The sequence below is a fragment of the Kineosporia corallincola genome, assembly GCF_018499875.1.
GTDB classification, from domain to species: domain Bacteria; phylum Actinomycetota; class Actinomycetes; order Actinomycetales; family Kineosporiaceae; genus Kineosporia; species Kineosporia corallincola.
The window spans coordinates 1-18805 of sequence record NZ_JAHBAY010000021.1 but is presented as its reverse complement, the minus strand read 5'-3'; the positions used below and the strand labels follow the sequence as shown (position 1 = coordinate 18805).

Annotated in this window: 17 protein-coding genes and 1 pseudogene; 9 read left to right on the top strand and 9 right to left on the bottom strand. The window is 67.5% G+C overall.

Annotated features, from left to right (window positions below; all coding sequences use genetic code 11):
* Positions 1–25: 25 nt before the first annotated feature.
* Positions 26–550, bottom strand: coding sequence for a PRC-barrel domain-containing protein (locus KIH74_RS33310; RefSeq protein ID WP_214160414.1), 525 nt, complete (start codon positions 548–550; stop codon positions 26–28).
* A 117-nt stretch (positions 551–667) separates the two neighbouring features.
* Between KIH74_RS33310 and KIH74_RS33305 the strand changes: the two genes are divergently transcribed.
* The 6 genes and pseudogenes from KIH74_RS33305 to KIH74_RS33275 all read left to right on the top strand — a co-directional run bounded on the left by KIH74_RS33305 (position 668) and on the right by KIH74_RS33275 (position 8203).
* Positions 668–2251, top strand: coding sequence for an NAD(P)-binding domain-containing protein (locus tag KIH74_RS33305; RefSeq protein ID WP_214160413.1), 1584 nt, complete (start codon positions 668–670; stop codon positions 2249–2251).
* Positions 2238–3326 carry an alpha-hydroxy acid oxidase gene (locus KIH74_RS33300; protein ID WP_214160412.1) on the top strand — a complete coding sequence of 363 codons (1089 nt, stop codon included), beginning with the start codon at positions 2238–2240 and terminating at the stop codon, positions 3324–3326. Before KIH74_RS33305 ends, KIH74_RS33300 begins: the two co-directional genes overlap by 14 nt.
* The gene (locus KIH74_RS33295) at positions 3323–4699 is read left to right on the top strand and encodes a cytochrome P450 (RefSeq protein ID WP_214160411.1); all 1377 of its coding nucleotides are present in this window, start codon (positions 3323–3325) and stop codon (positions 4697–4699) included. Before KIH74_RS33300 ends, KIH74_RS33295 begins: the two co-directional genes overlap by 4 nt.
* Positions 4696–5963: pseudogene (locus KIH74_RS33290) on the top strand (cation:proton antiporter). The gene KIH74_RS33295 and the pseudogene KIH74_RS33290 overlap by 4 nt, the downstream one beginning before the upstream one ends.
* 75 nt (positions 5964–6038) lie before the next feature.
* Positions 6039–6719, top strand: a complete 681-nt coding sequence (locus tag KIH74_RS33280) for a response regulator transcription factor (protein ID WP_214160408.1) — start codon at positions 6039–6041, stop codon at positions 6717–6719.
* Positions 6716–8203: a class I adenylate-forming enzyme family protein gene (locus KIH74_RS33275; protein WP_214160407.1), complete on the top strand. Its 1488-nt coding sequence runs from the start codon at positions 6716–6718 to the stop codon at positions 8201–8203. Before KIH74_RS33280 ends, KIH74_RS33275 begins: the two co-directional genes overlap by 4 nt.
* Before the next feature lie 8 nt (positions 8204–8211).
* On the opposite strand, the gene KIH74_RS33270 is transcribed toward KIH74_RS33275, so the two are convergent.
* The 7 genes from KIH74_RS33270 to KIH74_RS33240 all read right to left on the bottom strand — a co-directional run bounded on the left by KIH74_RS33270 (position 8212) and on the right by KIH74_RS33240 (position 13388).
* The gene (locus tag KIH74_RS33270; protein WP_214160406.1) at positions 8212–8709 is read right to left on the bottom strand and encodes a hypothetical protein; all 498 of its coding nucleotides are present in this window, start codon (positions 8707–8709) and stop codon (positions 8212–8214) included.
* A 108-nt stretch (positions 8710–8817) separates the two neighbouring features.
* Entirely contained in the window at positions 8818–9039 is a 222-nt protein-coding gene (locus tag KIH74_RS33265; RefSeq protein WP_214160405.1) for a hypothetical protein, read from the bottom strand.
* A 242-nt stretch (positions 9040–9281) separates the two neighbouring features.
* Positions 9282–9716, bottom strand: a complete 435-nt coding sequence (locus tag KIH74_RS33260; protein ID WP_214160404.1) for a hypothetical protein — start codon at positions 9714–9716, stop codon at positions 9282–9284.
* 392 nt (positions 9717–10108) lie between these two features.
* Positions 10109–10879: an amino acid ABC transporter permease gene (locus KIH74_RS33255; protein ID WP_214160403.1), complete on the bottom strand. Its 771-nt coding sequence runs from the start codon at positions 10877–10879 to the stop codon at positions 10109–10111.
* Between the two features lie 107 nt (positions 10880–10986).
* On the bottom strand, positions 10987–11637 hold the full coding sequence (locus KIH74_RS33250) for an amino acid ABC transporter permease (protein WP_214160402.1): 651 nt from the start codon (positions 11635–11637) through the stop codon (positions 10987–10989).
* 78 nt (positions 11638–11715) lie between these two features.
* Positions 11716–12612: a glutamate ABC transporter substrate-binding protein gene (locus KIH74_RS33245; protein WP_372492167.1), complete on the bottom strand. Its 897-nt coding sequence runs from the start codon at positions 12610–12612 to the stop codon at positions 11716–11718.
* A 47-nt stretch (positions 12613–12659) separates the two neighbouring features.
* Positions 12660–13388: an amino acid ABC transporter ATP-binding protein gene (locus KIH74_RS33240; RefSeq protein ID WP_214160484.1), complete on the bottom strand. Its 729-nt coding sequence runs from the start codon at positions 13386–13388 to the stop codon at positions 12660–12662.
* 218 nt (positions 13389–13606) lie between these two features.
* Here KIH74_RS33240 and KIH74_RS33235 point away from each other — a divergent pair, with 218 nt between their 5' ends.
* Entirely contained in the window at positions 13607–14356 is a 750-nt protein-coding gene (locus KIH74_RS33235; RefSeq protein WP_214160400.1) for a response regulator transcription factor, read from the top strand.
* Positions 14357–14440: 84 nt separating this feature from the next.
* Entirely contained in the window at positions 14441–15973 is a 1533-nt protein-coding gene (locus KIH74_RS33230) for a sensor histidine kinase (protein WP_214160399.1), read from the top strand.
* Here the strand turns inward: KIH74_RS33230 and KIH74_RS33225 are convergent.
* Positions 15952–16908 (bottom strand): TAXI family TRAP transporter solute-binding subunit, encoded by a 957-nt coding sequence (locus KIH74_RS33225; RefSeq protein ID WP_214160398.1) that lies wholly within the window; start codon positions 16906–16908, stop codon positions 15952–15954. The genes KIH74_RS33230 and KIH74_RS33225 overlap by 22 nt on opposite strands.
* Positions 16909–17064: 156 nt before the next feature.
* Between KIH74_RS33225 and miaB the strand changes: the two genes are divergently transcribed.
* Positions 17065–18570: a tRNA (N6-isopentenyl adenosine(37)-C2)-methylthiotransferase MiaB gene (gene miaB, locus KIH74_RS33220; RefSeq protein WP_214160397.1), complete on the top strand. Its 1506-nt coding sequence runs from the start codon at positions 17065–17067 to the stop codon at positions 18568–18570.
* Positions 18571–18805 lie beyond the last annotated feature (235 nt).

The following is an 18805-nucleotide window of genomic DNA, read 5'->3' as shown; positions in this document are numbered from 1 at the left end:
AGACCAGCGAAGCACACGCCCGGGTTCAGGGTGCCGAGTTCCCGTTGCCCTGAAGCGTCACGTCGTGCGGTTCGCCCGGCAGGGCCGCACCGGTGCCGAAGGCCGCCTCATGACCGCGCCCGGTGAACGGAACCCGTGATTTCTCCGTGGATTCCACCACCCGGGCGGTCGGCGGCTCGCCCTCGCTCGCGCCGGTGATCCGGCTGTGCCCGTCGAAGGTGTGGAAGAACTCGTGCAACCGCGCCACCTGCGCGTTCGACAGGCTGCCGTCGTGCGGCTCGATGTGCGGCTGGTTCTCCAGCACACCCCGGTCGAAGGGCAGGGTGAGCCGGTCCTGATGCGTCTGCAACTGTCCGGCGGGCACGAAAGCCTGCCCGTTCCGGGCAGATTCCGCGTCGGAGGATTCCGGGTCCGTGACGAAGGACACCCATGCGAGGTCCCGGCCGACGTCGTTGAAGTACACCCCGCTGACGGCGCCCAGGCGCTCGCCGTGGGAGTCGTGCACCGGGCGTCCTACCAGGTCGCGGGCCTCCTGAGGCTTCAGGTTCATGACTGCTGCTCCTCCCTTGGTGCGTGGGCACCAGTTTCGCGCCGTTGACCGTGAGCACCAGTCGAGAGTCGGAGGTCCTGAACTTTCTCTGAGATCCCCGACCTAGCGTTCACCGCCATGACTGCCGCGATCGACTACCTGATCATCGGAGCCGGACCGGCCGGGCTCCAGCTGGCCGCCCGGTTCCAGCACACCGGCCGCGACTACCTGGTTCTGGAGGCCGGGCCCGGCCCGGGCACCTTCTTCCGTACCTACCCGCGGCACCGGCAGCTGATCTCGATCAACAAGCGTCACACCGGTTCGGACGACCCCGAGTTCAACCTGCGGATGGACTGGAACTCGCTGCTCAGCGACCGGCCCGACCCGGATCTGCGGTTCACCTCCCGCACCCGGCGCTACTTCCCGGCGGCCGACGACCTGGTCGGCTACCTCGAGCACTTCGCCGAGCAGACCGGCGTCCAGGTGCGTTACGACACCCGCGTCGACGGGGTGTCCCGGCAGGGCGACGAGTTCGAGGTGCGCTCCGGGGACCAGACCTGGCGGGCGAAGCGGCTGATCGTGGCCACCGGTGTCTCGCAGCTGAACGTGCCGCAGATCGAGGGCATCGAGACGGTCGAGCACTACGACACAGTGAGTGTGGACCCGGACGACTTCATCGACCAGCGCGTGCTGATCATCGGCAAGGGGAACTCGGCCTTCGAGACCGCCGACAACCTGGTCGAGACCACCTCGGTGCTGCACGTCGCCGGCCCGAACTCGCTGAAACTGGCCTGGCGCACACACTTCGTCGGTCACCTGCGCGCCGTCAACAACAACTTCCTCGACACCTACCAGCTGAAGTCGCAGAACGCGATCCTCGACGGCGACGTGCAGCGGATCCGCAAGAACGACGACGGCACCTTCACGGTCACGTTCAGCTTCGCCCGCGTGAACGAGGTGCACAAGGACCTGACCTACGACCGGGTGATCCTGGCCGCCGGATTCCGGTTCGACGCGAGCATCTTCGACGAGGACAGCAAGCCCGACCTGGTCATCCGCGACCGCTTCCCGGCGCAGACGTCGGCCTGGGAGTCGGTGAATGTGCCAGGCCTGTACATCGCCGGAACCCTCAGCCAGATGCGCGATTTCAAGAAGTCGACGAGCGGCTTCATCCACGGGTTCCGGTACGCGGTGCGGGCGCTGTCCAGGATCCTCGACCAGCGCTACGAGGGCCAGGACTGGCCGTCCACCGAGCTGGCCGCGGAGCCGGTGGCGATCACCGACGCGGTGATCGCCCGGGTCAACCGCACCTCGGCACTGTGGCAGCAGTTCGGTGTGCTGGCCGACGTGGTGACGGTCGACGGCGGTCAGGCGCGCTACCTGGAAGAGGTTCCGGTGGACTACTTCCGCGAGGGCGGCGTGGGCGTTCCGGAGCACGCCTTCGTGGTCACACTGGAGTACGGCCCCGACCACGACCAGGTGGACCCCTTCGACATCGACGTCGCCCGCATCGCCCAGGACGAGCCGGGGCAGGCCCACGACGCGGCCTACCTGCACCCCGTCGTCCGCCACTACCGCAAGACCGGCGGCGCGCCGGAACTGGTGGCCACGCACCATCTGGCTGAGAACCTGGAGAACGAGTGGAACCGGCCCGCGGTGCACCAGGAGCCGCTGACGGCGTTCCTGGCCCACCAGCTGGAGGTGGTCGGTGCCGGCCACTGACGTGCTGCCCGGAAAACGCCTCAGCCTGGCCGATGTCGAACGTGAGGCGGCGACGGTGCTGGACCCGGTGCACGCCGACTTCTTCGCCGGGGCGGCCGGCGACGAGAGCACGGCGCGTGCCAACCTGGCCGCGTTCGAGCGGATCCGGCTGAGGCCGCGGGTGCTGCGCGACGTGTCCGCCCGGAGCCTCGCGACCAGCCTCCTCGGCCGGCCGAACTCGATGCCGGTGCTGCTCTCGCCGACCGCCTTCCACCGCCTCGCCCATCCCGCGGGCGAGCCGGCCACGGCCAGGGCGGCGGAGGCGGCCGGGGTGACGATGGTGGTCTCGATGGCCGCCACGACCAGGCTGGAGGAGGTCGCCGCGCACACCACGCGGCCCTGGCTCCAGCTGTACCTCCAGCCCGACCAGGACTTCACCCGTCATCTGGTGCGCCGGGCCGGACGGGCCGGTTACGGCGCGCTCGTGGTCACGGTCGACTCCCCGGTGTTCGGGCGACGGGAGCGGGACCACCGCAACGGTTTCCACGATCTTCCCGGTGGCCTGCGCTGCGAGAACCTGGTGGACGACGCGGGCGTGCTGCGCGACATCGTGATGGACGCCGGCCTGACCTGGGACGCGGTCGCCCGGCTGCGGGAGACCACGGACCTGCCGATCCTGCTCAAGGGAGTGCTGCATCCCGACGACGCCCGGCTCGCCGTCGAGCACGGTGTGGACGGCCTGTTCGTGTCCAACCACGGAGGCCGGCAGCTGGACGGCGCGATCGCCACGGCCGACGCCCTGCCCGGCGTGGCCGCCGTCGTCCCCCAGGGTTTTCCGCTGATCGTGGACGGCGGGGTGCGCCGCGGGATCGACGTGGTGCGGGCACTCGCCCTCGGGGCCACGGCCGTCGGCATCGGCCGCCCGGTGCTGTGGGGCCTGGCCGCCGCCGGACAGGACGGTGTGCGTGAGGTGCTCGAACTGCTGCGCACCGAGCTCGACGAGGCGATGGCCCTGTGCGGCGCCCGATCGCCGGGAGAACTGGGCCCGGACGTCCTGGCTCCCCATCTCTCGGCCCCGACAGGAGGAACCGCATGATCCGCCGTGCCCTGCTGGCCGCCGCCGCGACGGCGAGCTCGCCGTGGTGGCTGCCGCCGGCCGTGATCCGGCTGCGCGAAGGCATTTTCACCCTGATCAACGGTGAGGAGGGCATCCCGGTGCCCGGCCCCGGGATCGGTGCCGAGCACTTCGAGCGGCTCTACTCCGACCCGGCCGCCGACGGCCGCAGTCTGGGGGCGGGCCTGTCCGACCTGTTCTGGTACTGGCTAGCGCCCGGCCCGCAGATGCATCAGGAGCACCTGGAACCCGGACCGCGCTACCGCACCGTGGCCCGCACGACGCGCCAGGCCCTGGCCGTGCCGCTGAAGGACGCCGAGCGGCTCGCCGCCGACCGCGCCGCCGCCGTGCTGGACGAACTGCCGTTGGACGACGTGAGCCCGGTCCGGATCCGCGACCTGATGATGCCGATCTGGGCCGAGGCCTACTACGAGCTGGTCTTCGGCGAGCCCTGCCCGCCGCGGGCACGCGACCTGATCGTGGGCAACGCCGACGACGTGATCACCGCGCTGAAGGGCACCAGCCTGCGGCACATGGACCGGCGCGACGCCCTGACCGATTACCTGGTGGAGCGGCTGGAGGCAGGGGAGTCGCTGGTCACCCTGCCGGACGACGAGTTCAGCACCCTGGAGACCGCCTGGTACCTCCAGGGCGCGTTCTTCAACACCGCCGTGGTGCAGATGTCCGAGGCGATGGCGCACCTGCTGATGGCGGTCGCGCAGCATCCGGACGTGCAGGACCAGCTGGCCGCGCACCTGGACGACGACGAGCTGCTGGACCGGGTGATCGACGAGGCGCTGCGGGTGAACCCGCTGTTCGGCATCGCCCACCGGATCACCACCGCGCCGATCGAGCTGCCCGGCCGCACCCTGCCCACCGGCTCGGTGCTGCTGTTCAACTACCTGGCCTTCCACCGCACCGGCCCGGCCCCGGACGACGAGTTCCGCCCGGACCGCTGGCTCTCGCTGAAACGCAAGGACGCGAGCTTCATCCCGTTCGGGGTCACCGCCAACCGGGCCTGCCCGGCGCGCGGCATGGCACCGGTGATGATGCGGGCGGCGGCGCGTGAGGTGCTGCGCCGCTACACGTTGCGCAGCTCGGCCTCGCACACCCGCTCGATGCCGAACCGGGGGCCGTGCCTGCTGGTGCGGCGTGACCGGCCGCGGCCGGACCTGCGGGTGCCGCTGGCCCGGATGCGGGCCCGCGACCGGGTGGACGACGTCACGACCAGCGTGACGCAGCTCGTTCTCGGCAGCTACATGGTCTGGGACGCACGGCGGAAACGGCTCTGCGCGACGTATTTCGACGAACATCCGGAGCACGGCCCGGCCCCGAAGGAGGTGGTCGGGCGATGACCCCGACCGAGCTCGCCCCCCGGTTCTTCATCGCCGTCGTGGTGATCGTGCTGGTCTGCCGGGCCGTGGCCTGGCTGCTCGGCAAGGCCGGGCAGCCGGCGGTGGTCAGCGAGATGCTGGCCGGCGTGCTGCTCGGCCCCAGCCTGCTCGGGTTGCTGTTCCCAAAGGTGCAGGACGCGCTGTTCCCCGATCAGCTGCGGCCGGTGCTGTACGTGCTGGGCCAGATCGGCCTGGTGCTGTTCATGTTCACGGCCGGCCACGAGTTCGGCGCGCACCGCCCTCGCGGGGTGGCCGGGACGGCCGGGCTGATCTCGCTGGCCGGGGTCAGCGCGCCGCTGCTGCTCGGGGTGCTGCTGACCGTGGTCTCACGCGACCACGTGCCGGTCTTCGCCGAGGGGGTGTCCACCGGGGTGTCCGCGGCCTTCGTCGGGGTGGCGCTGGCCATCACGGCGTTCCCGATGCTGGCCCGCATCGTCACCGAGCGCGGGCACGCCGGCACCCCGCACGGGTCGCTCGCCATGGCCGGCGGGGCGATCGACGACGCTACCGCCTGGATCCTGCTGGCCTTCGTGCTCGCCGCCGCCTCCGGCGAGTTCGGCCCGGCGCTGCTCACACTCGGCGGCGCGGTGGTGTTCGCGGTGCTGGTCCTGGTGGCCGGGCGCCGGGTGGTCACGACAGTGATGGAACGGACCCGCTTCGATCCGCAGACCCGGCTCATCGCCGTCCTCCTGCTGCTCTTCGCGGTGGCCTGGTACACCGACGAGATCGGCCTGTACGCCGTGTTCGGCGCCTTCTGCGTGGGCATGGTGATGCCGCAGAACGAGGACAGCGAGCAGGTGATGACGGCGATCTCCCGCTGGCGAACGGCCTGTTCCTGCCGCTGTTCTTCACCTATTCGGGGCTCCAGACCAAGTTCGGCCTGCTCGGTGACCCGGCCGTGCTGCTGTTCGCCCTGGCCTGCATCGCCGCGGCCGTGATCGGGAAGTTCGGCGCCTGCTGGGCCGCCGCCCGGATCGCCGGGCAGCCGCCACTGGTGGCCGCCCGGATCGGGGCCCTGATGAACGCCCGCGGCCTGATGCAGCTGATCGCCCTCAACGTGGGGCTGAGCGCAGGGCTCGTGAGCGAGCGGATGTTCACCGCCCTGGTGCTCGTTGCGCTGGTGACCACTTTGATGACGACGCCCGCGCTCACCCTGATCGACCGGCTGGAGGCCCGCCGCACCCGGGCCCGGGAACCCGAGCTGGCTCCGGCCGCCACCGCGTGAGGAAAGTGAGTTAACTTTCAAGCATTTATCGTTGCCCGATCGAGTCCTTTACGTACCCTATGCAACTTTCCAACGATGGCAAACAGGGAACGCCGCCGGGCGCCACGACTTCTGCTCGCCGACGACGACGCCGAACCCTCCTCAGCGTTGAGCCGGGTGCTGCGGTGTGAGGGCTACGACGTGGAGCAGGCCCGGGACGGTCAGGCCGGCCTGCACCTGGCCCTGACCCGTACCTACGACGTCATGGTCATCTCCCGCACGCTGCCGGTGGTCGACGGGGTGAGCCTGATCCGGCGGCTGCGTGGCCGGGCCGTCACCACGAGGGCGCTGCTGATCGCTCCCGACCGCACGGTGCCCGAGCTGATCGAGGCCCTCGACTCCGGCGCCGACGACTACCTGGCCCGGCCGTTCGAGACCGGGGAGCTGACCGCGCGACTGCGGGCCCTGTGCCGCCGCCCGGTCGAACTGGCGCAGGTGCTGCGGATCGGCGAGGGGCAGCTCGACCTGCGCAGCCGCACCGCCGTGCTGCCCGAGGGCGGGCGGATCCCGTTGTCCGACAGGGAGTTCCGGCTGATCCGGATCCTGGCCGACCACCCGGCCGCGGTGCACCCCCGGGAAGAGCTGGCGCGCCGGGTGTTCCGCGACGCCTCGTCCGCCTCACTGGTCGCCACCTACGTCTACTACCTGCGCCGCAAGCTGGGCCGCACCGCGGTCCGCACCGTCCACAACCTGGGCTACCAACTGGGAGAGCTGTGAGCGACAAGTTCCCGAGCAGGGTTCTCGAGCATCTGCGTGTGCGCGCCGGGGAGGTCGTCCTGGAGCGCGCCGGTCAGGAGGTGACGGGCGCCGGGATGCTGAGCCTGGTGTGCCGCGCCACCGCGGCCCTGCGCACGGCCGGTGCCGGGCCGGGCTCGGGAGTGGCGCTGATGGTCGGGGTGACGGCGCAGGGGTTCGCGGCGAACCTGGCGGCCCACGTGGTGGGCGCCCGGGTGAGTGGGGTGCGGCCCGGGCTGACCGCCGACCAGCTGGCCTACCTGCTGGACGAGCGGATCGGCTGGGGGCTGGTGGACGCCGCCACCCCCGTCGACCTGGTGCTGAAGGCCCGGCCCGACCTGGTGCTGGTGGACGTCGACCGGCTGACGCTCGACCGGGACGCCGACGAGGACCACGACCTGGAGCCTCGCGGCCGCGACGCCGACGAGGCCCGCATCACCTACACCAGCGGCAGCACCGGCAACCCGAAGGGTGCGGCGCAGACCTACGCCGCGCTGAACGCGGACTGGCCGTCCCGCACCGAGTTCCACTCCGACGTGCTCGCCGACCTGGGTTCCCGCCTGGACCGCTACCTGCTGCACGGCACGCTCAGCAGCGCCGTCATGCTCGACTACGCCTTGATGACCCTGTTGCACGGCGGCCGGCTGGTGATCCCCGAGCGCGACGCCCCGTTCCCCGAGCTGGTGGCCCGGCACCGGCTGACCGGCAGCATCATCACCGTGCCCAAGCTGCTGGCCCTGCTGGCCGCGGTGCGGGACGAGGGGGCCGACGTGAGCGGCCTGCGCGGGCTGATGGTGTCGGGCTCACCGCTCGACCCGCGCCGCTACGCCGAGGCCCTGCACCTGCTCGGGCCGATCGTGTTCCAGGGCTACGGGCAGACCGAGTGCGGCCTGATCAGCATGCTGTCGCCCGACCAGGCCCTGGCCTCGGAAGCGGCCATGACCTCGGTCGGCCGGCCGCTTCCGCGCAACCAGGTGCAGACCCGTGACGACGGCGAGATCTACGTGCGAACGCCGCAGCAGACCGTCGGTTACATCAACCAGGGCGACATCGAGCGCGAGCAGGCCGAGGTGTTCACGCCGGACGGCTGGATCCGCACCCGCGACCTCGGCGGCCTCGACGCCGAGGGCTTCCTGCACCTGGAGGGGCGGGCCCGCGACGTGGTGATCGTCAACGCCAACGTGTATTACGCCGGGCCGATCGAGCGGGTGCTGGCCACGCACCCGTCCGTCGACTCGGCCTACGTGGTGGGCGTGCCCGACGAGACCACTGGCGAGGCGATCGAGGCCTTCCTGATCCTGCGTGACGACACGCCGACGGAACTCCTGGAACCGGGGCTGCGCCGCGCCGTGACGGAACGACTGGGGGAGGCCTGGGTGCCCCGGGGGTTCACGGTGATCGACGAGCTGCCGCTCACACCCGGCGGCAAACCGGACAAGAAGGCTCTTCGTCGTCCATTGGTGTGAAAAGCTTTTCAGGGAGCGTGGTTACCGGTGCCCTGAAGCGTGACATCGTGCGGCTCACCCGGCACCGGGGCGCCGGTACCGAAGGCCACCTCGAACGAGCGGCCCCGGAAACCCGAGCGCTGGGCCGGGATCAGCGGTGCGACGGCCTTGATCGGCGCGCCCTCGTGGGCCGAGCTGAAGTGCTCGCCGGAGAACGTGCCGAAGTATTCGTGCAGCCGGGCCACCTGGGCGCTCGACAGGGCACCCTCGCGCGGCTTGATCCGTGGCATGTGCCGCAGGATCTCCCGGTCCAGCGGTAGCGAGATGCCCTCCCCGAACGGCACGACGGTCGCAGCCGGCACGAAAGCGTCCCGGTACGAAAGGAAATCGGTGGAGAACGACAACCACTCCGGAACCCCGGTGGAGTCGTTGAAGTAGATCCCCTCCACCGGTCCGAGCATCTCGTGGTCGGAGTCGAAAACCATTCGGCCGACGTAGGTCCGGACTTCTTCGGCGGTGAGCGTCATGGCTGCTCCTCAGGTGAAAAGGCGCCGGTGCGTGGGACCAAGTGTCCCGCGCACCGGCGCCTTCGGCTCGGTTTCACACCCGCTCGGGCTATCGCCGACCCGATGTGCCTACTTATAGAAGCAGGACTTGCCCTGGGTCGTGCTTCGCGGAAGATTCGGCAGGCTGGTCACCACAGTCTGAAGCATCCAATCTACGCAGTAGTTATGCTTTCCAGACCGTTTTAGAACCTTGATTTTTCCCAGATTCGTGCTGGCTTTCTTGGAACGCTGCTCCTTGGTAATGCTGCCGCTCTTCTTAGACTTCTTGTCGACGGACGTGACCCAGCTCACGTTGAAGATTCTTTGATCCTTATAGTTGCAGCGCGCAGTGTTCTGAACTTGCATGTATTTGCCTACTTTGGCCCACTCAATGTCGTCATAACAATATGAGGATGCCGCGCTGGCAGAATTTCCTGAAGCAATGGACCAGGTACCTAGTATTGAAATGCAGGTCACTAGGAGTGTGGCTCGCCGAAGAGCGTGCATCTTAAATGAAAGTTTCACGTGTCTATCCCTCGCGCCTTGAAATTAAATTACATTACCTGTGTGGTTGACGCCATCACTCGGTGGCTGTATTTGCTCGACTCCTCAGCGAGCCACCAATCCACCGTCACCTCGACGCGTACCTTGTTCTTCCCGCGCGGGTTGCTAGCGGTTAAGTAGGACTGACAGTAAGCATTCTGTTTCATGTTTCGACACTTCTTGAGCTTGCTTGTTTTCTTTAGTTTTCCGCCGATAAAAACACGACCTTTTATATTGACATTGATCTTTCGATCGCATTGTGCTCCGAATACCGCCATGATTCCATATGTTTCGGATTTGTTTAAGTCAACCTGTGGAACGCAATCCGGTGCCAGGTCTCCAACCGGGGCTGGAGCTGCTGAAGCCGAGGATGTCCCGACTCCAAGCGGCATGGCGGCCAAGATGAGGGAGCTTAAGCCAATAATGGTTTTTCTGCGAACGTTCATGAGGGCCCCTTGTGCTCGAATCCAAGTTGCAGAAGTTCCACTGTAAGACGATTCAAGCTGTTAACAAAGAGGTTCAAGAGAATCATGAGGTTTGCCTCATTATGACTAACGTGTCTATTACAAACTTCGCATAATGCATGTACTTCGACCAGGCGTGGTGTATGAGGACGCCGGGAGCGCACGGAGGTGGACGCTGGTCATGAATCATCTGGTGCTGCTCGCCGAACACGCGATGCGAGGGATGGTAAATCAGCGAGTTCAGTTGCAGCTTCTGACCGCTCGTGATCGTGGCGCTTGAGCGCAGCGGAGAGATTTTGGGGACCTGAATGCAGAGGCGGGACAAAAAGAGACGCCGGCGGACCCTTGTAGGTCCGCCGGCGCGAGTACACGGTCTATTGCTGCACGGCGCGCGCTCGTCCGACGCTCGCAGAGCGCTTCGAAATGCGACGCTCTACATACATTGCTGCCTGCGACAGCGCGAAGTTGACCGAGATGAAAATGAGGCCAATCAGCAGGTAAGTTTGAAGAGGGTTGTCTAGATTCTGCTGGATGGTCCGGCCTCGGTTCAAAAGCTCGGGGTACTGACCGATGAAGGCTGCAAGTGATGTGTCCTTCAGGACGACCACCATCTGGCTGATCACTGCTGGCAGCATGGTTCGGAAGGCCTGGGGAAGTTGGATGAGCCGCATTGTCTGTAGCGGTGTCAAACCGATAACCAAGCCAGCTTCACGCTGACCGCGTGGCAGTGAGGCAACGCCAGAGCGAAGGATCTCGGCGAAGATCACAGAATTGTAGGCAACCAGGCCCGTGACCAGCCACCAGAGTGCATCGTCTCCCGGTAGCGGTCCGTAATCCACCCCCAAATCAGGTAGAAGCTGATAGGCCATGTAAATCAGAACGATGACTGGAAGCCCGCGCAGCAGTTCAATGATACCGATCAAAGGCACCCTGCCTGCGCGACCGGCCATCACCCGGGCCGTGCCCACTACCGTTCCGATGAGCAGTGAAAGAATGATCGCAATGCATGCGGCAATCAGCGTGTTCTTGAGGCCCGTGCCGATTAGATTCCACACGGCCTCGAAGTTTTCATCTGCGGCGCTCAAGAGGGGTGACCAGCGTTCTCCGTCAAACTGCCCCTGATTTACGAGGCGCTGATACACCACGAATAAGCCGCAGAATATCAGAATACCGACGGCGATTGTACCGATGGTAGCCCTGCGTCGTGCCTGTGGCCCTGGTGTGTCGTAGAGAACTGACAAGTGATTATTACTCATCGAAGGATCGCCGCCTTGCGCTCGAGGAACTGCAGAAGCAGCCCAGCGGGGATGGTGATCATCAAGAAGAAGAATCCGATCCCCAGGTAAACAGCTGTCGGATCCTGTCCACGCGAACTGGTCAGCAAGATGGCATTGCCGAGCAGGTCTCCGCCGACGCCGAAGGCGCCCAGGATGGCTGAGTTTTTGAACATCGCGATAATTACGCTGCCAACGGGAGGAATAGCAGTGCGGAAAGCCTGCGGCAGGACTACCTCTCGCAGATTTTGTCCGAACGTCAGCCCGATTGCCCGTGCTGCTTCAGCCTGTCCCGTGGGGATGGCGTTGATGCCAGAGCGGAGTGCTTCACAAACGAACGCGGCAGTGTAGATGATCAAAGCTGTGCAGCCGAAGACATAGTAGGACTGGTTAATCCCGATCTCCGGCAGACCGAAGGCGATGAAGAAGAGCACAACCGTCAGCGGACAGTTGCGCACGAAGTTCACGTAGAGGCTGCCGACGCCCCGGAGTGGAGCAACCGGTGAGATGCGACAGGCGGCAACCAGGGTGCCAAGGATCAGCGATCCAATCATGCAAATTATGCAGATACCAAGGGTTTTCGCAAATCCCTGGAAGAACAGGTCGAGGTTGTCGGTGATGACGTTCATGACCAGTGACTCCAGTCGGTGTGAGGCATCGCGGAACCCAGCACCGGGGGGTAGGACCCCGGTGCCGGGACTCACCGGTCAGGCGCAGGCGTCAGCTGTCGGGAGGGTCGGGGTCTGCGCGCCCTCGACCTTGCCAGCGGTCTCGGTCCAGGCTTTCTCGTAGGAGCCGTCTTCCGAGGCCTTCTTCAATGTGTCCACGATGTACTCGCAGAAAGCGGTGTCGCCCTTCTTGAGTCCGATGCCGTAGGGCTCCTCAGTGAAGGTGTCGCCGACCATCTTGAACGCGCCGTCAGAGTCGCCGACCAGGCCGAGAAGAATGACATTGTCAGTCGTCACTGCGTCCACCTGCTTGGTACGCAGAGCATCTGCACATTTGCTGTAAAGATCGAAGGTTACCAGCTGGCTTTTGTTTGCAAGATACTCGCCGATGTTGTCGGCAGGGGTGGAGCCCGCCACCGAGCAGACCTTCAGGTCGGCGTTCTCTTTGAAGCTGTCCGGCCCGGTGATCGTGCTGTCATCGTTGCGCACCATGATCTGCTGGCCGGCGACGTAGTACGGTCCGGCAAAGGAGATGCGTTCCTTGCGCTCATCGTTGATCGTGTAGGTCGCGGCGACCAGGTCGACATCGCCATCTTCAATCACATTTTCGCGTACGGCAGAAGGCGTTTCGACCCACTTGATGTTGTCGGCTGAAATTCCCATGCCCGCAGCCAAGATTTTGCCGATTTCGACATCGAATCCCTCGGGAATGCCGCTCAGGTTCTCCTCACCGAAGCCCGGCTGGTCGAACTTGGTGCCGATGGTGATCTTTCCGGCCTTCTGGAGAGTCTCCATGGTGGTGCCGGCCTCGAACGTGGCGTCGCTGTTGACGGCCGCCGCGCCGGTGTCGCCGTCGTCCGAGTCGCTGCCCCCGCCGCAGGCGGTGAGGGCCAGGACGCCCGCCGCGACGACTGCCGCGATCCGGGCGGTGCGCATGCTGCTGGTCTTCATCGTGTGCGCCAATCTCTTGTGAGTGGGAAACCTCAGTGGGTAAGGATTTTGGAGAGGAAGTCGCGAGCCCGCTCGCTGCTCGGGTTGGTGAAGAAGTCGTTCGGGGCGGCCTGCTCGACCACCTGGCCGTCGGCCATGAACACCACCCGGTCCGCGGCGCGGCGGGCGAAGCCCATCTCGTGGGTCACCACGACCATCGTCATGCCTTCCCGGGCAAGGGAAGTCATCACGTCGAGGACCTCGTTGATCATCTCCGGGTCGAGCGCGGAGGTGGGCTCGTCGAACAGCATCACCTTCGGCTTCATGGCCAGGGCCCGCGCGATCGCGACGCGCTGCTGCTGACCGCCGGACAGCTGCGCCGGGTACTTGTCCTTCTGCGAGGCGACGCCGACCCGCTCCAGCAGTGCCAGTGCTTCTTTCTCGGCGTCCGCCCGCTTGCTCTTGCGCACCTTGACCGGGCCGAGGGTGACGTTCTCGAGCACCGTCTTGTGGGCGAAGAGGTTGAAGGACTGGAACACCATCCCGACCTCGGACCTGAGGCCGGCCAGGGCCTTGCCCTCGGCCGGCAGGGGATTGCCGTCGAGGTGGATCGTCCCGGAATCAATTGTTTCAAGCCGGTTAATCGTTCGGCAGAGGGTTGACTTGCCCGATCCGGACGGGCCGATCACCACTACCACCTCTCCGGTGCTCACCGTGAGGTTGATGTCACGCAGTACGTGCAGGGAGCCGAAATGCTTGTTGACGCCGGTCAGCTCGACCAGCACCGCCCGGTCGCCGGTCTCAGTGGCATTTTTTGATGTCACTGAATCGTCGCCGGAAGCAACGTTTTCCGCCGTCATCGCTGAGTCCTCCTTCTGCATCACGTGTCTGGAAGGTATGGAAAAGGTGCACCCCCGGAGAAGACGAGTTGAGGATCTTCTGAGGTCACATGAGGGTTACTTCACTTCCCCGAAACACGTTCACCGGCGAAGGTAGAGGAATGCGTGTGCTGCTGGTGGAAGATGACGCGCGGCTCGGTGCCGCGCTGTCCGACGTGTTGCGTGTGCACGGTATGGAGGTCGAGCACGTGACCACCGCCCGTGCGGCCCTGGCCCGGCTCACTCCCCAGACCGAGGCGGTCGTCCTCGACCTGGGTCTTCCCGACCGAGACGGCTTCGAGGTGTGCAGCCGCATCCGCCGTCAGCACGACGTCCCGATCCTGATGGCCACCGCGCGCTCCGACCTCACCGCGCGCGTGCACGGCCTGAACCTGGGGGCGGACGACTACCTGGTCAAGCCCTACGACGTGCGGGAACTGCTGGCCCGGCTGCACGCGGTGAGCCGGCGCCACCGGCGCGACCCGGTCGCCGAGCAGGCCGACGAGGAACCGAGGACGACGACGGAGCCGGACGAGACGCCCCCTCCCGCCGAGGAACCGGCGGCCCTGTCTCCCGACGAGGTGGTCATCGACGTCAGCAGCCGCACGGTGGTGAAGGGCGGCCGCACCATCGCCCTGACCCGCAAGGAGTTCGACCTGCTCGCACTGCTGGCCCGGCACCCGGGCGTGGTGTTCCGGCGGGAGCAGATCATCAGCGAGGTCTGGCAGTCCACCTGGGACGGTCTGGGCCGCACGCTGGAGGTGCACGTGGCCGCGGTGCGATCGAAGACCGGGTCACCAGGACTGATCGAGACGGTTCGCGGCGTGGGGTACCGTCTGGCGATCGGTGCGGCGAGCAGTACCTGGTCCTGAACGGAACCCTTTTTTCGTGAGCCCCCACGTGATCCCCCTTCCCTTTCCGGCGCGCCTGCGCAGGACGAACCCGTGGGCGGGGCGATGAGAACCAGGCTCTCCGCCCTCCTGCTCGTCCTGATCGGCGTGGTCCTGGTCAGCCTGGGCATACCGCTGATCACCGGGATCGCCGCCGACGAGGCCCGCACCCTGCACACCGACCGGATGGCCGACCTGTCGCTGTTCGTCAGCCAGGTGCCGTTCGACCCGGACGCCGCCGACGTGGAGGGCCAGGCCCTGGAACGGGACCTGGGCCGCTACGAGGAGCTGTACGGCATCTCGGTCACCGTCTACGACGCCGCGCGCCGTCCCCGGTTCAGCGGGCACGGCGACCCGCCCACCACCCTGACCCCGGCCGAGGACGCCGCCCTCGACACCGCGCTGTCCGGCCGGCTCACCGAGGTCTGGGACCAGATCCGGCCCTGGGACGAGGAACCGCTGATCGCCGCCCAGCCGGTGGTGCGCGACGGCGACGTGGTCGGTGCCGTCGTCAGCGTGTCCCCGGTGGAACGCGCCGCCGGGCGGGTGCTCCAGCGCTGGTCGATCCTGCTGGCGGCCGAGCTGGTCGCGATGATCGGGGCGATCGCGCTGGCCGACCGGCTGGCCCGCTGGCTGCTGCGGCCGGTGGAACGCCTCGACGAGGCCGCGCACCAGATCTCTGCCGGTGACCTGTCGGCCCGGGTGCCCACCGGTTCCGGCCCGCCCGAACTGCGCCGCCTGGAAGCCTCGTTCAACGACATGGCGGTACACGTGCAGGACGCCGTGGAGGCCCAGCGCGCGTTCGTCGCCGACGCCAGCCACCAGCTGCGCAACCCGCTCGCTGCCCTGCTGATGCGGCTGGAGGGGATGACGATGGCCTCGGCATTGCCGGGTGTCTCACCGGTGCGTCAGCGGGAGGCGATGGAGCAGGCTCTGGCCGACGGCCGGCACCTGGCCGGCACGCTCGACCGCATGCTGGCCCTGGCCCGGGTGGAGAACGCCGGGGCCCCGGCGGTGAGCCTCGACGTGGCGGCCGTGGTGGACGAGCGTCTGGCCTTCTGGATGGTGGTGGCCGACCGCCGGGACATCCACCTGGTGCGCCGGGGCGCGGCCGAGGCACTGGCCCGGCACGACGCCGGAGCTCTGGCCGGAGCGCTCGACGCGGTACTCGACAACGCGCTCAAGTACTCGCCGGAGGGCAGCACCGTCACCGTCGAGGTGCGTGCCCTGACCGAGGCCGCGCCACAGAACCCGGTGCTGCCGATCGGCGGGCCCAGCTCGTCCCCGGTGCTGGCCCTGATCGCCGCGGCCGGCACCGGCTCGGGGGCGGTCGCCGACGCCACACCGGTGGGCGGCGGGGTCGAGGTGACGGTGACCGACGAGGGCCCCGGCGTCCCGGCCGACGACCTGGACCGCGTGGCGGACCGGTTCTGGCGTGCCGACGGTGCCGCCCAGGAGGGCACCGGACTGGGGATGTCGATCGCGAAGACGCTGATGGAGCGGCACCAGGGCACGCTCGAGGTGATGCCCGGCGCGGAACGCGGCCTACGGGTGCGGTTGTGGCTGCCGCCGGAGGCTCAGAGCTTCTCCTTGCGGTAGTAGGCCACCGCCGCCGGGTGCAGGTCGAGACCACCGGTGAGGATGGCCGAGCGCAGGTCGGTCTGGTTCGCGGCGGGCACGTCCCTGGCGATGGCCGAGCGCCGGTCGAAGATCGTCGAGATCACCGTGGACACCATCTCGTCGTCCGCGTCGGCCCGGGTGACCAGCAGGTTGGCCAGCGCCATCGTGTCCACCTGCTCGTTGCCGCCGTAGCGCCCGGCCGGGATCGCCGCGGGCCGGTACACCGAGCCGTAGGTGAAGCGCATCTCGCGGGCCAGGTCACCGAGCCCGATCAGGCGCAGCGGGATCTGCTCGGAGGTGGCCTGTACCGCGGTGGTGGGCACGCCCCCCGACCAGAACACCGCGTCCACCGTGCCGGCCTTCAGCGCGTCCAGGCCGTCGACGATGCCGAGTTCCTTCTCCTGCACGGTGATTCCGGCCAGCGACAGCAGGCGCCGCGCGATCAGCGCGGTGCCCGACCCGGGATCGCCGATCGCCACCCGGTGCCCGGCCAGATCGGACAGCGAGTGGAGCGTCGAGCCGGCCGGCACGATCACGTGGTAATAGTCGTCGTAGATCCGGGCGATCGCCCGCAACGGCACGTCGCTGCTCTCGTCGTCCGCCGAGCCCCGCCCGTTACGGGTCTCCGCGGCGTCGCCCGCGCTCACCGCCAGGTCGGCCGTGCCCGCCGTCAGCCGGGCCAGGTTCTCGATGCTCCCCGACGAGGGCAGCACCTCGACCTCCAGCGACGAGGTGGCCTCCAGCTGCTCCTTCAGGGCCAGCGCCCAGGCGTAGTACACGCCTGCGGTGGTTCCGGCGGTGATCACGATCCGGCCGGAGGCGGACTCCCCGCTCATCTCCCCGGAGCTGCCGGCCGAGCAGGTCAGGGGCAGCACCAGGAGCACCGCGAGTACGAGTGCCCTGGTGTGACGCATCCGTCCACCATGCCTGAACTTCGCGTCGCTATCCCAACTTGCAACCATCCCGAAACACTTGCCCGCGTGAAGATGCACTTTCTCCCCGTCCGGACCGGATGTCCGGGTGACCGGTGGCGCCGTCCGGTGTGTCCGGCGTCGTAGAGTTGACCTGCTATGACGACGACGGATGACGCGCCTGGTCACCGCACCTACGAGGTGCGCACCTTCGGCTGCCAGATGAATGTGCATGACTCGGAGCGCCTGTCGGGCCTTCTCGACGCCGCGGGCTACGTGCCCGCCGACCCCGGGGGAGAGGGCGCCGACCTGGTCGTCTTCAACACCTGCGCGGTCCGCGAGAACGCCGACAACAAGCTCTACGGCAACCTCGGGCAGCTCGCCCCGGTGAAGGCCGGCAAGCCCGGCATGCAGATCGCGGTCGGTGGCTGCCTGGCCCAGAAAGACCGCGACACGATCGTCAAGAAGGCCCCCTGGGTCGATGTCGTGTTCGGCACCCACAACATCGGGTCGCTGCCGGTCCTGCTCGAGCGGGCCCGCCACAACGAGTCCGCCCAGGTCGAGATCCTGGAGTCGCTCGAGGTCTTCCCGTCCACCCTGCCCACCCGGCGCGAGTCCGCCGCGGCGGCCTGGGTGTCGATCAGCGTGGGCTGCAACAACACCTGCACGTTCTGCATCGTCCCCTCGCTGCGCGGCAAGGAGCGCGACCGGCGTCCGGGCGAGATCCTCGCCGAGGTCGAGGCGCTGGTCGCCGAGGGAGTGGTCGAGGTGACCCTGCTCGGCCAGAACGTCAACACCTACGGCGTCGAGTTCGGCGACCGCGGCGCGTTCGCCTCGCTGCTGCGGGCCTGCGGCTCGATCGAGGGCCTGGAGCGGGTGCGCTTCACCAGCCCGCACCCGGCCGCGTTCACCGACGACGTGATCGACGCGATGGCCGCCACGCCCAACGTGATGCCGCAGCTGCACATGCCGCTCCAGTCCGGGTCGGACCGGGTGCTCAAGGAGATGCGCCGGTCGTACCGGTCCAAGAAGTTCCTGGGCATCCTGGAGCGGGTGCGGGAGCAGATCCCGCACGCGGCGATCTCGACGGACATCATCGTCGGCTTCCCGGGGGAGACCGAGGAGGACTTCCAGGGCACCCTCGACGTGGTCGAGCAGGCCCGGTTCGCCCAGGCCTTCACCTTCCAGTACTCCCAGCGCCCGGGCACGCCCGCGGCCACGCTGCCCGACCAGCTCCCGAAGAAGGTCGTGCAGGAGCGCTACGAGCGGCTGCTGCGGCTCCAGGAGGAGATCTCCTGGCAGGAGAACCGCAAGCTGGAAGGTCAGGTGCTCGAGCTCCTGGTCACCGAGAACCAGGGGCGTAAGGACGACGAGACGACCCGCCTGTCCGGCCGTGCTCCCGACAACCGGCTGGTCCACTTCAGCGTGCCGGAGGGTGCGCCGTCCCCACGGCCCGGCGACTTCGCCTCGGTGCGCGTCTCCTACGGGGCGCCTCACCACCTGGTCGCCGACGACTCGGGTGCCGCGTACTCCGTCCGGCGCAGCCAGGCGGGTGACGCCTGGGAGCGGCGGCAGGTGGATGCCTGCGGTCCTGGTCTGACCACGGGTGCGCAGGCCGGCCCCCGTCCGGTCGCGCTCGGCGTCCCGGTGCTCCGCAAAGCCTGAACGCTGTGCCGCTGTAACCCTTTTGGGGGCGTCGACACGCGGATGGCCGCAGGGATGTCATATGGATTTGACCTGCCGGTGGGCCATCCGTAAAGTTCTACGTGTTGGCAGCGAGGGAGGCACGGACGCGAAAGCGGCCGGTCCCGAGCTCAACTTCCCTCGAACTTCTTCTGAGGTCTAACCCTGATGGGTTGGGCCGCGAAGATTCGCTCGGGAAAATCGGATGGTCCAAGCG

Bases quoted from the DNA above. Each gene is read 5' to 3' on its own strand.
- KIH74_RS33230 (WP_214160399.1), top strand. From the start codon at position 14,441: ATGAGAACCAGGCTCTCCGCCCTCCTGCTCGTCCTGATCGGCGTGGTC.
- KIH74_RS33250 (WP_214160402.1), bottom strand. From the start codon at position 11,637: ATGAACGTCATCACCGACAACCTCGACCTGTTCTTCCAGGGATTTGCG.
- KIH74_RS33295 (WP_214160411.1), top strand. From the start codon at position 3,323: ATGATCCGCCGTGCCCTGCTGGCCGCCGCCGCGACGGCGAGCTCGCCG.
- KIH74_RS33270 (WP_214160406.1), bottom strand. From the start codon at position 8,709: ATGACGCTCACCGCCGAAGAAGTCCGGACCTACGTCGGCCGAATGGTT.
- KIH74_RS33280 (WP_214160408.1), top strand. From the start codon at position 6,039: ATGGCAAACAGGGAACGCCGCCGGGCGCCACGACTTCTGCTCGCCGAC.
- KIH74_RS33245 (WP_372492167.1), bottom strand. From the start codon at position 12,612: ATGCGCACCGCCCGGATCGCGGCAGTCGTCGCGGCGGGCGTCCTGGCC.
- KIH74_RS33305 (WP_214160413.1), top strand. From the start codon at position 668: ATGACTGCCGCGATCGACTACCTGATCATCGGAGCCGGACCGGCCGGG.
- KIH74_RS33260 (WP_214160404.1), bottom strand. From the start codon at position 9,716: ATGAACGTTCGCAGAAAAACCATTATTGGCTTAAGCTCCCTCATCTTG.
- KIH74_RS33235 (WP_214160400.1), top strand. From the start codon at position 13,607: ATGCGTGTGCTGCTGGTGGAAGATGACGCGCGGCTCGGTGCCGCGCTG.
- KIH74_RS33310 (WP_214160414.1), bottom strand. From the start codon at position 550: ATGAACCTGAAGCCTCAGGAGGCCCGCGACCTGGTAGGACGCCCGGTG.
- miaB (WP_214160397.1), top strand. From the start codon at position 17,065: ATGACGACGACGGATGACGCGCCTGGTCACCGCACCTACGAGGTGCGC.
- KIH74_RS33225 (WP_214160398.1), bottom strand. From the start codon at position 16,908: ATGCGTCACACCAGGGCACTCGTACTCGCGGTGCTCCTGGTGCTGCCC.